9 protein-coding genes are annotated in these 13,460 nt (G+C 69.2%); 5 read left to right on the top strand and 4 right to left on the bottom strand.

The features are described 5' to 3' along the window. The 5 genes from minC (FV230_RS07285) to FV230_RS07265 form a co-directional block, all read left to right on the top strand. A partial coding sequence (minC, locus tag FV230_RS07285) for a septum site-determining protein MinC (protein ID WP_147841854.1) occupies positions 1 to 452 on the top strand: 452 nt, incomplete at its 5' end. Positions 453 to 766: 314 nt separating this feature from the next. After that, positions 767 to 1,384 (top strand): septum site-determining protein MinC, encoded by a 618-nt coding sequence (minC, locus tag FV230_RS07280; protein ID WP_246694782.1) that lies wholly within the window; start codon positions 767 to 769, stop codon positions 1,382 to 1,384. A gap of 53 nt (positions 1,385 to 1,437) precedes the next feature. Next, positions 1,438 to 2,253 carry a septum site-determining protein MinD gene (gene minD / locus FV230_RS07275; RefSeq protein WP_147726435.1) on the top strand — a complete coding sequence of 272 codons (816 nt, stop codon included), beginning with the start codon at positions 1,438 to 1,440 and terminating at the stop codon, positions 2,251 to 2,253. Then, positions 2,250 to 2,576, top strand: a complete 327-nt coding sequence (gene minE / locus FV230_RS07270; RefSeq protein WP_147726434.1) for a cell division topological specificity factor MinE — start codon at positions 2,250 to 2,252, stop codon at positions 2,574 to 2,576. The genes minD and minE overlap by 4 nt, the downstream gene beginning before the upstream one ends. A 166-nt stretch (positions 2,577 to 2,742) precedes the next feature. Then, positions 2,743 to 3,144: a PRC-barrel domain-containing protein gene (locus tag FV230_RS07265; RefSeq protein ID WP_147726433.1), complete on the top strand. Its 402-nt coding sequence runs from the start codon at positions 2,743 to 2,745 to the stop codon at positions 3,142 to 3,144. A gap of 65 nt (positions 3,145 to 3,209) precedes the next feature. On the opposite strand, the gene FV230_RS07260 is transcribed toward FV230_RS07265, so the two are convergent. The 4 genes from FV230_RS07260 to FV230_RS07245 form a co-directional block, all read right to left on the bottom strand. Next, on the bottom strand, positions 3,210 to 4,082 hold the full coding sequence (locus tag FV230_RS07260) for an alpha/beta hydrolase (protein WP_147841853.1): 873 nt from the start codon (positions 4,080 to 4,082) through the stop codon (positions 3,210 to 3,212). 67 nt (positions 4,083 to 4,149) lie between these two features. Further along, positions 4,150 to 6,438 (bottom strand): 1,4-alpha-glucan branching protein GlgB, encoded by a 2,289-nt coding sequence (glgB, locus tag FV230_RS07255; protein WP_147841852.1) that lies wholly within the window; start codon positions 6,436 to 6,438, stop codon positions 4,150 to 4,152. 117 nt (positions 6,439 to 6,555) lie between these two features. Beyond that, the gene (gene treS / locus FV230_RS07250; RefSeq protein WP_147841851.1) at positions 6,556 to 9,819 is read right to left on the bottom strand and encodes a maltose alpha-D-glucosyltransferase; all 3,264 of its coding nucleotides are present in this window, start codon (positions 9,817 to 9,819) and stop codon (positions 6,556 to 6,558) included. 159 nt (positions 9,820 to 9,978) lie between these two features. Then, a complete protein-coding gene (locus FV230_RS07245) occupies positions 9,979 to 13,377 on the bottom strand; it encodes a maltotransferase domain-containing protein (RefSeq protein ID WP_147841850.1) in 3,399 nt (1,132 codons plus the stop codon). Positions 13,378 to 13,460: the final 83 nt, after the last annotated feature.

The raw sequence follows: 13,460 nt of genomic DNA, 5'->3' as shown, positions 1-13,460 counted from the left end.
GGCCGGGCCTGCCGCCGGCGCTGGCGGGAGGGCGGCCGACCGGGGAGATCGAGATCCCCGAGGCCGAAGCCCCCTCCCCCGAGGCGGCCGTGTTGGCGCCGCCCGCGCAGGCTTCGGCCGTGTCGCTGATCCTCGACGCACCGGTGCGCTCGGGCCAGGCGGTTCTGCATCTCGAGGGCGACGTGACGGTGATGGGCGCCGTCGCCTCGGGCGCCGAGGTGATCGCCGGCGGCTCGATCCACGTCTACGGGGCCCTGCGCGGCCGTGCGATCGCCGGTGCCGCCGGCAACCCGAACGCGCGGATCTGGTGCCGCAAGTTCGAGCCCGAGCTGATCGCGATCGACGGCCTGTACAAGGCCGCCGACGACCTCGATCCGAGCTTCACCGGCCAGGGCGTCGAGGTGCGGCTCGTCGAGGACGCGATCCGCCTGGCGCTGCTGGAGCGCGGCTGAGCCGACATCACAGGATCCGGGCATGAGATTGCGACAGGATCCTCATCCTTAACCGTTCGGTAACCATATCCGCCGTCAATGATCCGGTAAGGAATCGTTGACCCGTGAAAACACAGATCTTTCCGGACCCCGACCGTCCCGTTCCGGCACAGCCCGAGAAAGCCGTTTCCCTGGAGACGGTTGCTGCGCCCGCCGGCACCGAATCGTCCGCGCCCGAGCCGGCTACGGCAGCCTCGGACCCGGCAAAACCTGCCGCCCCGGCGAAGCCCGCCGCCCGACGCGCCCTCGCCTTCCGAGGGCGTGCGTTCAAGGCGATGGCGCTGAAGCCCGAGCCGCCGCTCGCCGACTGGCTGGCGGACCTCGACGCGGCGCTCAAGCGCTCGCCGACCCTGTTCGACGGGCGCGCGATCATCCTCGATCTCGGCGCCCTGCGCCCGGACCACGACGCGCTGCAGGCGCTGGTGGCCGACCTCGTCGGACGACGCGTCCGCATCCTCGGCTTCGAGGGCGTGGAGACGATCGCACCCGGCCTGCCGCCGCTGCTCGTCGGCGGGCGTCCGGCGATTAATCTGGATCTGCCGAAGGTGCCGGACGAGCCGGTCTCCACCTCGATCACCATCGAGGGCTCGGTCCGCTCCGGGCAGACGGTGGTGCATCCCACCGGGGACGTCACGGTGATGGGCTCGGTCTCGTCCGGGGCGGAGATCCTCGCGGGCGGCTCCATCCACATCTACGGCGCGCTGCGCGGCCGGGCTATCGCGGGCGCCGCCCGCAACCCGCGGGCCCGCATCTACTGCCGCAAGTTCCAGCCCGAGCTGCTCGGGATCGATCGCCTCGTCCGCACGGCCGAGGACATCGGAACGCAACTGCAGGGCAAACCCGTACAGATCTGGCTCGACGGCGGCGCGATCCGCATGGCCGGCCTGGACTGACTTTCGAACTTTCAGAACTCGATCCGATCACCGCAGATCAAGGAGCGACACGCGTGGCAAAGGTTTTGGTCGTCACATCGGGCAAGGGCGGCGTCGGCAAGACGACGACAACGGCGGCACTCGGTGCCGCGATCGCGCAGGGCGGGCAGAGCGTCTGCGTCGTCGATTTCGACGTCGGCCTGCGCAACCTCGACCTCGTCATGGGCGCCGAGCGCCGGGTCGTCTACGACCTCATCAACGTGGTCAACGGCGATGCCAAGCTCAACCAGGCGGTGATCCGCGACAAGCGCCTCGAGACCCTGCACCTGCTGCCGGCCTCGCAGACCCGCGACAAGGACGCGCTCACCGACGAGGGCGTCGCCCGCGTCATGGAAGAGCTTCGCGAGAAGTTCGACTGGGTGATCTGCGATTCGCCCGCCGGCATCGAGCGGGGCGCCCAGCTCGCCATGCGCCACGCCGACGTCGCGGTGGTGGTGACCAACCCGGAAGTCTCGTCGGTGCGCGACTCCGACCGCATCATCGGCCTGCTCGACTCCAAGACGATCAAGGCCGAGCGCGGCGAGAACATGGACAAGCACCTGATCCTGACCCGCTACGACCCCGCCCGGGCCGACCGCGGCGACATGCTCAAGGTCGAGGACGTGCTCGAGATCCTCTCGATCCCGCTCCTGGCGATCATCCCCGAGAGCCAGGAAGTGCTGCGCGCCTCGAACGTCGGCTGCCCGGTGACGCTGAACAACCCGCACTGCGCGCCGGCCCGTGCCTATTCCGACGCGGTGCGCCGGCTCAAGGGCGAAGAGCTGCCGATGACCATGCCGACGGATCGCAAGTCCTTCCTCGACAAGCTGTTCCTGCGGAGGGCCGCATGACCCTCCTCGGTCTCTTCAACAAGCGCGCATCCGGCTCCGTCGCCCGCGAGCGCCTGCAACTGATCCTCGCCCACGAGCGCTCCGAGACCGGCCAGCCCGACCTCGTGATCACGCTGCGCGAGGAGATCCTGGCGGTCATCGCCAAGCACGTCTCGGTCGAGCGCGACAAGGTCAAGATCACGCTCGAACGCGGCGAGGGCGTCTCGACGCTCGGGCTCGACATCGAGCTGCCGCTGATAGCCTCGAAGACGCGGACCGAGGCGAAGCCCGAGAAGGCGGCCCTGGAGAAGGCAGCGCCGGAGAAGCGCAAGCAAGCGGCCTGAATGGCTGCTCCACCCGACTGCCCAGCCCGCGGATCCCAGCGATCCGCGGGCTTTTTCCGTTCGGCTCCGGGACATCGGAACAGGCGCGATCACCCACGAATCGGTGACGGAACGATCGCGGCCGCGCAGCATTCCTAGCCACCCCATTCGGGTTGTGGAGATAGCAATGCGTCGTCTGATCCTGGCATCCATGGTTGCCCTCACCGTTTCCGGCACGGCGTTCGCCGCCGAGAAGCAGACCACCCCGACCACGGCCGCGAAGTTCGTCCCGGTCCCGCAGGACGCGGTGCTGAGCTACAACCTGATCGGCTTGAACGTGATGGACGGCTCGAACAACAACGTCGGCGAGATCAAGGATCTCGCGATCGAGAACGGTAAGCTCAGCAGCTACATCCTCTCGGTCGGCGGCTTCCTCGGCATGGGCGAGCGCTACGTCTCGGTCGAGCCGTCTTCCGTGGCGCTCGGCTACGACGAGGGTGCGAAGAAGTGGAAGGCGATCATCGGCGCCACCAAGGACCAGCTCAAGGCGGCGCCCGAGTTCAAGTACGACGGCAAGTTCAAGCGCTGAACCTCAGCCTCGCGACGTTTCGCAAGCGCGTGGAAGCCCGCGGATCGAAGGATCCGCGGGCTTCCTCATGTTTCGATCTTCCCGTCGGCCAGAAAGGCGATCAGCGACGCGTTCACCGCCTCCGCCGCGTCGTGCTGGACCCAGTGGGTCGCCTCGGGAAACCACGCGATGCGGCCCGCATCGCAGAGCGCGAGGCTCGCCTCGGCGAGGCCGGATTCGAGCGCGTGGTCGCGCCGCCCCCACAGGATCAGGGTCGGCATCGTGATCCGCGGCGCGGTGCCGGGCCGCGGAAGGCGTAGCGCCCGGTACCAGTTCAGCATCGCCGTCATCGCTCCGGGCCGGGCCCAGGCCTCGGCGTAGCGATCCAGGTCCGTCGCCGTGAAGCTGCCCTTCCGCCCGGTCTTCGCCAGCGCCTGGCGCAGCACCGCACCGTCGTTCGCGGTCAGGCGCGTTTCGGGCAGGCGCGGGATCTTAAAGAAGCCGACATAGAGGCTGCGCAGCATCTGCGTCGGATGCCGCCGGACGTAGGGGCCGAAGACTGCCGGATGCGGCGCGTTGAGGATCGCCAGCCGCGCGATCCGCTCGGGATGGAACGAGGCCGTCCACCACGCGACGAGGCCGCCCCAATCGTGGGCGACGAGCCGGAACGTCGCGAAGCCGTAATGGTTGGCCAGCTCGATCACGTCGGCGGCGAGCCGGTCGAGATGGTAGGCGGCGAGGCCCTCGGGCTTGTCGCTGCAATTGTACCCGCGCTGGTCGGGCAGGACGAGGCGCAGGCCCGCCTCCGTCAGGGGGCCGATCTGGCGGCGCCAGCCGTACCAGAACTCGGGGAAGCCGTGCAGGACGATCGTCGGGAGCCCGTTCGCCGGACCGGCTTCCGCGACGTGCAGGCGGATGCTCGGCAGGGCGACCGACGACGTCCGGACCGATTCGAGCAAGGCGACCTCCCCTCGTCGCGCGTCGCGGGCGGCGGGACCCCTCGGCACCGCCGCCCCAGCGATGCCCTCAGCCTTCGCGAACGAAGATCATGGTCGAGAGCGGCGGGAGGGTCAGGCTCAGGGAATGACCCTGGCCGTGGCTCTCCGCCACGTCGGCCTCGCGGCCGCCCATGTTGCCCATGTTCGAGCCGCCGTAGATGCCGGCATCCGAGTTGAACGCCTCGCGATAGAAGCCGCCCGCCGGGACGCCGATGCGGTAGTTCTCGCGCGGCACGGGCGTGAAGTTCGAGACGACGATGGCGATCTCGCCCGCCTCGCGGCCCTTGCGGGCCCAGGCGATCACGCTGTTGTCCTGGTCGTCGGCCACCAGCCACTGGAAGCCCGCCGCCTCGGTGTCGCGGCTGTGCAGTGCCGGCGTCGAGACGTAGAGCCGGTTCAGGTCGCGGATCACGTCCTTGACGCCGGCATGGGCGGGGTCGTCGAGCAGGTGCCAGTCGAGCGACTGGTTATGGTTCCACTCGCGCTCCTGGCCGAACTCGCCGCCCATGAAGAGCAGCTTCTTGCCGGGATGCCCCCACATAAACCCGAAATAAGCGCGCAGGTTGGCGAACTTCTGCCAGCGGTCGCCGGGCATCTTGCCGAGCAGGGAGCCTTTCCCGTGCACCACCTCGTCGTGGGACAGCGGCAGGATGAAGTTCTCGGAGAAGGCGTAGAGCAGCCCGAAGGTCAGGTCGTGGTGGTGGTAGCGGCGGTGGATCGGGTCCGTCGAGACGAAGTTCAGGGTGTCGTGCATCCACCCCATGTTCCACTTGAAGCCGAAGCCGAGCCCGCCGGTGTAGGTCGGGTGCGAGACGCCGGGCCAGGAGGTGGATTCCTCGGCGACCGTGATCGTGCCGGGGGCGTGCGCGTAGGTCGCCTCGTTGGTCTTGCGCAGGAAGTTGATCGCGTCGAGGTTCTCGTTGCCGCCGTACTGGTTCGGGATCCACTCGCCCTGGCGGCGCGAGTAGTCGAGGTAGAGCATCGAGGCGACGGCATCCACGCGCAGGCCGTCGAGGTGGTAGTGCTCGAGCCAGAACCGGGCATTGGCGGCGAGGAACGTCGCGACCTCGGCCCGGCCGAAATTGTAGATGTAGGTGCCCCAATCCTGGTGGAAGCCCTGGCGCGGGTCGGCATGCTCGTAGAGGTGCGTGCCGTCGAACTGGCCGAGGCCGTGCGCGTCGAGCGGGAAGTGGCCGGGCACCCAGTCGAGCATCACGCCGATGCCGGCCTCGTGCGCCGCGTTCACGAAGGCCGCGAAGTCGTCGGGCGTGCCGTGCCGGCTCGTCGGCGCGAACAGGGAGACCGGCTGGTAGCCCCAGGAGCCGTCGAACGGGAACTCAGTGATCGGCAGCATCTCGATATGGGTGAAGCCCATCTCCTTGACGTACGGGATCAGGCGCTCGCCCATCTCCTTGTAGGTCAGGTAGCGGTTGCCCTCGTCGGGCACGCGCGCCCACGAGCCGAGATGCACCTCGTAGATCGAGATCGGGGCGTGGCGCGGGTCCTTGTCGCCGCGGGTCGCCATCCACTGCTTGTCGTGCCAGGCGGGCTCGCTGGTGCCCTGCAGCACGGAGGCCGTCTCCGGCGGGTGCTGCGCGGCGAAGGCGACCGGGTCGGCCTTCAGCGGCAGCAGCGCGCCGTCCGGGCCGCGGATCTCGAACTTGTAGTGCTGACCGGCCTTGAGGCCGGGCACGAACAGCTCCCACAGGCCGCCGTTCTGCCAAAGGCGCATCGGATGGCGGCGGCCGTCCCACTCGTTGAAGTCGCCGACGACGCTGACGCGCCGGGCGTTCGGCGCCCACACCGCGAAGCGGAAGCCGTCGATGCCATCGAGGCAGCCGAGCTGCGCGCCGAGGATCTTGTAGACGAGGTTGGTCCCGATCTCGCGCAGGGTGTCGACGTCGTGCTGCTCCAGCGACGAGCCGAAGCCGTAGGGGTCGTGACGGCGGCGCTTGGCCCCGTCCCAGGTCTCGACCTCGATCTCGTAGAGCGGCCGGCCCTGGCTCTCGACCTTGGCGACCCAGAACCCGTCCGGGTGGCGCCGCTCGAACGGCACCGCCTCGCCGCCGACGATGAGCGCGGCGGACTTCGCCTCCGGCAGCACGGCTCGGACCTCCCAGGCTCCGGGCCCGACCTGATGCGGGCCGAGCACGCTGAACGCGTCGCCGTGGTTGGCCGCCATCACCGCCGCGATCGCATCGGGATGCACGCTGTGCGTCGTGCCCGCCTGCGCGGAGCCGGACGGGGCGACATTCGAGACCGGGTTCGTGTCCGACGGATCGGTGCGGGTCGCGAAGGTCTGGTCGATGGCCGTCATTCAGGTGCCTCTCTCGGGTGACCGAAGCGGCGTCCGAGAAGGTCGGACGGCTTCAGGCCGGTCAGTCTCCGCGCGCGCCGACGAAGCCGTTCTTGCCCCGTCGGCACGCGCATGGGATCAGGACGCCTTGGCGTCCTCCAGAATGGTCAGAACCCCACGGGCGGGGATTTCGATCCAGTCGGGGCGGTTGTTGGCCTCGTAATCGACCTCGTAGAGCGCCTTGGTCAGCAGGCAGAGGCGAAGCAGCCGGCCATGCGTCTCGGGGTCGGTCACGGCGGCGCGGCTTTCCGAGACCGCGGTCTCGTAGCCCTTCAGGAACGCCGCATCGATCATGCCACGCCACGCGAAGGCGGCGGTGCGCGCCCGATCCTCCGAATCCGCGAAGCGGCCGGCGATCTCGCGGGTCACCGTCTCGGCGCCGTAGGCGAACGAGCGCAGCATGCCCGCCACGTCGCGCAGCGGCGTCGACTTCGCCCGGCGCTCGTCGGCCGGACGCGAGGGCTCGCCCTCGAAGTCGACCAGCACCAGGTCGCCGCTCGACACCAGCACCTGCCCGAGATGGTAGTCGCCGTGGATCCGCGTCTTGAACGCGCCCTTCGGCGGGTCACGGGTCAGCGACGCGATCAGGGCATCGACCTCGGCACGACGCCCGGCGAGCGCGACGCTCGACGGGCGGCCCGCATCGAGCCCGCGCTCCGCGATCGCCTTCAGGCCGCGGAAGGCCCGATCGGCCTGGTGCCGGGCATCGGCGCCGAGCACCGCCAGGTCGTCGGCGGTGAAGGGCTCGGCCGCGAAGGCCGCGTCGCCGGTCTCGATCGCGAAGGCATTGTGCATCTCGGCGGTCCGCCGCCCGAGCAGGTCGGCCCAGCGCAGGTGATCGTGGAACGCCTCCGCCGGCGTCGGCGCCTCGCTCTCGGGGGCCAGCACCACGGTCTCGAAATCGCGGCGCAGGCCTTCGAGCATCACCGTCCAGGCGTCGCCCTGGTTGAGGACGAAGCTCTGCAGCACGGCGAGCGCCGTGCGCGTGCCGTCCTCGGCGACGTGCTCGAGGGTGCCGAGCAGCGCCGGCGTGTTCGGGAACTTGGCCTCCTCGGTGAGGAAGCGCCCGACCTCGACTTCCGGGTGCGTGCCCGGCTGCAGGCGGCGCAGCAGCTTGAGCATCATCTTCGCGCCGATGGCGATCGAGGTGTTGCTCTGCTCCGCCGAGAGCCGGCGGACGTCGCTCGCCTCGAACGGCACGCTGTGGTCGAAGGCCGAGGTCGAGGAGAACACGAGCTTGCCGCCCTCGGTCGGGATCTCGCGGCCGTCGCGCATCCCCTCGGCGAGGCAGATCGCGAAGTCCGGCGAGGCCGCCGCGCCGTAGAGCAGGCCGGTGCGCGGGCCGCGGCGCACGCGCGCCACGGCGAATTCGAGCAGGGTCTCGTCCTCGCGCCCCTCGTCGACGCCGACGGGGACGAAGTATTGCTGGCGCTCGCCGTTGGAGAGCTGGACGTCGAGGCGCGGCAGCAGGAAGCGGGCTTCGCCGCCGGCCTCCTTCACGGTCGCGCAGTCGACGACCTGCACGCTCTTGATCCGCGAGCCCTTGGCACCGAACCAGCGCCGGCTGGCGATGAAGGGCGGGATCACCGTGCGCTCGAAGGCGAGGCGCTCGCGACCGGCCATCAGGCTCTCGATGCCGCCGGTGAGCACCAGCGTGAACAGCTCGGGCGCCTCCTTCATCGGCCCGATCGTGCCGGTGTTCGCCGACGACAGCGAGAACCAGTAGAAGCCGTAGGATGGCAGGGTGAGCAGGTAGGGCAGCTCGCCGATCGGCGGGAACTCGGTTCCGCCGGTGAGCTCGATCGGCACGGCGCTGCGCAGCTCGGACAGGTCGAGCTGCACCGCCTGCGGCGCCCGCGACAGGTTGGCGACGCAGAGCACGCGCTCGCCCTCGAACTCGCGGATCCAGGCGAGCACCTTGCGGTTCGACGGATACAGGAACTGCATCGAGCCGCGGCCCAACGCGGTGCTGTTGTTGCGAATGGCGATCATCCGCCGCGTCCAGTTCAGCAGGCTGGTCTGCGACTGCGTCTGCGCCTCGACGTTGAGGGCGTCGAAGCCGTAGATCGGGTCCTGGATCGCCGGCAGGAACAACCGCTGCGGGTTGGCCCGCGAGAAGCCGCCGTTGCGATCGGGCGACCATTGCATCGGCGTGCGCACGCCGTCGCGATCGCCGAGGTAGATGTTGTCGCCCATGCCGATCTCGTCGCCGTAGTACAGCACCGGCGTGCCGGGCATCGACAGCACGAGGGACTTCATCAGCTCGATCTTGCGCCGGTCGTTCTCGAGCAGCGGCGCGAGCCGGCGGCGGATGCCGAGGTTGATGCGGGCGCGGCGCTCGGCCGCGTAGAACGACCACAGGTAGTCGCGCTCCTCCGCCGTCACCATCTCGAGCGTCAACTCGTCGTGGTTGCGCAGGAAGATCGCCCACTGGCACCCTTCCGGGATCTCGGGCGTCTGGCGCATGATGTCGGTGATCGGGTGCCGGTCCTCGCGGGCGATCGCCATGTACATGCGCGGCATCAGCGGGAAGTGGAACGCCATGTGGCATTCGTCGCCGTCGCCGAAATACTGCGCGGTCTCCTCCGGCCACTGGTTGGCTTCCGCCAGCAGCATCCGGTCGGGATAGCTCGCATCCAGCGCCGCGCGGATCGCCTTGATGACCGTGTGGGTCTCGGGCAGGTTCTCGCAGTTCGTGCCGTCACGCTCGATCAGGTACGGGATCGCGTCGAGGCGCAGGCCGTCGACGCCCATGTCGAGCCAGTAGCGCATCGTCTCGATGACCGCTTCCAGCACCTTCGGGTTGTCGAAGTTCAGGTCGGGCTGGTGGCTGTAGAAGCGGTGCCAGAAATACTGCTTGGCGACCGGGTCCCAGGTCCAGTTCGAGGTCTCGGTGTCGAGGAAGATGATCCGCGTGTCCGAATACGGCGTGTCGGTGTCCGACCACACGTAGAAGTCGCGCTCGGGCGATCCGGCCGGCGCCTCGCGGGCGCGCTGGAACCACGGATGCTGGTCCGAGGTGTGGTTGATGACCAGCTCGGTGATCACCCGCAGGCCGCGCTCGTGCGCGGCGTCCACGAAGCGCCGGAAGTCGGCCATCGTCCCGTAGGACGGGTTGACCTCCTCGTAGTCGGCGATGTCGTAGCCGTCGTCGCGCAGCGGGGACGGATAGAACGGCATCAGCCAGATGGCGGTGACGCCGAGGTCTCGGACATAATCCAGCCGCTGGGTAAGGCCCTCGAAATCCCCGATCCCGTCGTTGTTCGAGTCGAAGAACGACTTGACGTGGATCTGGTAGATGATGGCGTCACGGTACCATTGCGGATCGCTGCGATCGATCATCGCGTCGTTGCCTCGCACGTCGGATTCAGGGGCGGTGGTGCCGGTCCCGCGCGAGGATGATCGTCGCGTGATCGGTGTGCGGCTGTAGAACCGCAGGATGGTGGCGACAGCGCGACCGACCGGGCCGATCGCGCTGGATTTCTGTTCACACGGGCAGCCTCAGCCCGCAACCCGCTTCGGCCGGCTGAGCCGCCAGATGATGCACGAGCGCTCGACGGGATCGAGGGCGATGCGGTGCGACTTGCCGCGCAGCTCGAACGTGTAGCCGTCGAGCAGGTCCTCGACGGCGACCGCCCCGCCGTCGCCCTCGCCGAGCAGCCAGAGCGGCACCTCGTAGGTGCATTCCTGGCGGTTCTTGGGATCGAGGTTGACCATCACGAACACGCAGTTGTCGCGGTCGGGCGTCGTCTTGGCGTAGGCGATGATGCTGTCGTTGTAGGCCGCCGTGAACACGACGTTGCGGAAATCCCAGAGCGCGGGGTTCTCGCGACGGATGTGGTTGAGCTTGATGATGTGCTCGCGGATGTTGCCGGGTCGGTCGTAGTCCCAGGCCTTCAGCTCGTACTTCTCGGAGTTGAGGTACTCCTCCTTGCCGGGATAGGGCGCCGCCTCGCACATCTCGTAGCCGTTGTAGATGCCGTAGACCGACGACAGGGTCGCGGCCAGCGTCGCCCGCACGACGAAGCCGGCGCGGCCGCTCGTCTGAAGGTAATGCGGGTTGATGTCGGGCGTGTTGGCAAAGAAGTTCGGCCGATAGTACTCGCCCATCTCGCCCGCAAGCTCGGTCGCGTACTCGGTCAACTCGGCCTTGGTGTTGCGCCAGGTGAAGTAGGTGTAGCTCTGCTGGTAGCCGGCCTTGGCGAGCTTCTTCATCATCTTCGGCCGGGTGAAGGCTTCGGCGAGGAAGAGCGCGTCCGGATAGCGCCCGTTCACCTCCGCGATCACCCATTCCCAGAACGGGATCGGCTTGGTGTGCGGGTTGTCGACCCGGAAGATGCGCACGCCGCGGCTGCACCAGCCGAGCAGGATGTCGCGCAGCTCGATCCACAGCGACGGCAGCGCGCCGCCGTAGAAGTGCACGTTGGAGATGTCCTCGTACTTCTTCGGCGGGTTCTCGGCGAACTTCAGCGTCCCGTCCGGGCGCCACTCGAACCACTCGGGATGGTTCTTGATCCAAGGATGGTCGGGCGAGCACTGGATCGCGAAGTCGAGCGCCACCTCCATGCCGTGGGCGTGGCTCGCCGCGACCAGGCGCTCGAAGTCGGCCAGCGTTCCGAGTTCGGGATGGACCGCCTCGTGGCCGCCCTCCTCGGTGCCGACCGCGTAGACCGAGCCGACGTCGCCCGGCAGCGCCTTCAGGGTGTTGTTCTTGCCCTTGCGGTTGGTGCGCCCGACGGGGTGGATCGGCGTGAAGTACAGCACGTCGAAGCCGAGCTCGCGGATCTCCGGCAGGCGGCGGATCACGTCGTCGAAGGTGCCGTGGCGATTCACGTCCATCGACTGCGAGCGCGGGAAGATCTCGTACCAGGCCGAGAACCGGGCCGCGAGCCGATCGGCGATCACCTGCGCCGTCACGGGGTAGCGCGAGGCGTTCACCCGCTCCGCGTTGCGGCGGACGAGGCTCGCCGCGTCGGGCACGAGGATGCGGTCGAGCTGGGCGGCCGAGCCGGTCTCCTCGGCGCCGAGCGCGGCGACGAGCGCCTGCAACCGCTCCTTGTCGCGCCCCTCGGCGAGGTCCGCCGCGGTCTGGACCAGGGTGACGCCCTCGATCGTCTCGAGGCAGACGTCGACGCCGGCGTCGCGCTTCTTCAGCGTATCGCGCATCCAGGACGAGAATCCGTCGCGCCAGCCCTCGATGGTGAACTCGTAGCGGGCGTTCTTCTCGAGCGGGAATTGCCCGGCCCAGCGGTCGTTGTCGACGAAGACCATCGGGTCCCGGCGCCATTCGCTCGCGCCGACGACGCGCGACAGGATCGCCGCGTTCAGGATCTCGTGACCGTCCGAGAAGATGTCGGCCTCGATCCGCAGGTTCTCGCCGACGACGCGCTTGACCGGAGAGCGGCCGCCGTCGAGTTCCGGCGTCACCGCCTCGATCACGACGCGGCCGGTGCCGTCCGGCGTTCCGCGGCTCGGCAGCTTGGTCACGGCCGCCGCGACGGCGCTGATGATGCGCAGCTCGCCCGGCGCCAGGTCGATGGCGCTGCCGGGATGGAAGGCGATCGGCTCGGCTTCCGGCGTGCGGTCGACGAACGGCCCGAGCTGGCCGCCCGTCCGGGTGATCAGCGCCCCGGCATCGACCGGCACCGGCTTGTCGGTCGGGTTGAAGAGCAGGATGACGGCGTGCCGGGCGGAGGCCGGATGGCCGGAATCGTAGCGGGCGAGCGCGACGAAATCGGCGTCCGGCGCGGAGATCCGGGCCTGCGCGCCCTCGACGTTGGCGGCCGGAAGCTCGGCGCGCAGGGCGTTGATCGCGGCGACATAGGCCGAGATGTCGATCCCGGTCTCGGATTCGCGGTCGGCCGGCGTCGTGTCGACGACGTGGACCGCGCGGCGATAACCCCACTCGTAGCCGATCGGCATCAGGACGCCGGCCGAGTAGAACGCGGCGAGGGCGTAGCGGCTGCGCAGCTGCGCGGCGACGGCCTCCGGGCCGCCCGACACCTTGGCCGCGAGCCGCGGCATGTCGTGGTTCTCGGGGAACGCGATCGAGGGGGCGATGACGCGCAGGCGCTCGTACTGCTCCAGCGCCCAGGGCTTCTTCAGGTCCCACCACGCGAACGAGTTAAAGAGGTAGTCGAACCCGGCGCCGGCGGTGGCCTTCGCCTCCTCGAAGGTGCAGCCCAGGGTCTCGGCGGCGAACAGGCAACTGGCCTCGCGCGCCTTCGCCTGCCCGATCAGCGCGCGCCACGTCTCCGGCGGGACCTTGTAGGCCGCATCGCAGCGGAAGCCGGCGACGCCGAGGCTCTGGAGATGGGCAATGTAGGCGTCCCAAATCCGGGTCAGCTCGCTGCGCGGGCCCTCCGAATGGTAATCGAGCTCGGCGAGATCGCCCCAGACGGTGCGGATCGACGGATCGTCGGGATCGACCGCCGCCGGGCTGGCGATCGAGCCGTCGGCCTCCTTCACGAACAGGTCCGGCCTGTCGCGGGCGAGGCGGCCGTCGTTGGCGGTGTGGTTGATGACGAGGTCGGTCATCACCGAGAGGCCGATGGCCTCGGCCGCCGCGCAGAAGCACCGGATCTGATCGTCGTCGGAGGTGCCGTCCTGGTCGCGGAAGCGATCGTCCAGCCGCTCGGGGTCGGCGACGGCGTAGAGGCTGCCCGAGCCGCCGGTGGCGTGGAACGGGTTCAGGTAGACCCAATCGAAGCCGAGGGCGGCGATCCGCGGCAGCTCGGCCGTCCAGTCCGAGACCCGCCCGACGAGGAGCGGGAACAGGTTGTAGATCCGCGGCCCCTGGATGCGCGCGTCCGAGGCCCGCGTCGCGAGGCCGGCCGGCGGCGCGACGGGGGCGGCCCCATCCGCTGCGGCATTCCTCGATGCGGTGGTCGGTGCGTTCATGCTGGCCTCGAGTTGTTGGATGGCGTCATCGACTAACGCCCGAATGCCGGGTGCGTGCCGTGCCCGCGGATGCAGCGCGGCAC

This window comes from Methylobacterium sp. WL6 (assembly GCF_008040095.1).
Classification (GTDB): domain Bacteria; phylum Pseudomonadota; class Alphaproteobacteria; order Rhizobiales; family Beijerinckiaceae; genus Methylobacterium.
Note: the sequence above shows the minus strand (reverse complement) of the source record. Positions and strands in the feature narration are given on the sequence as shown.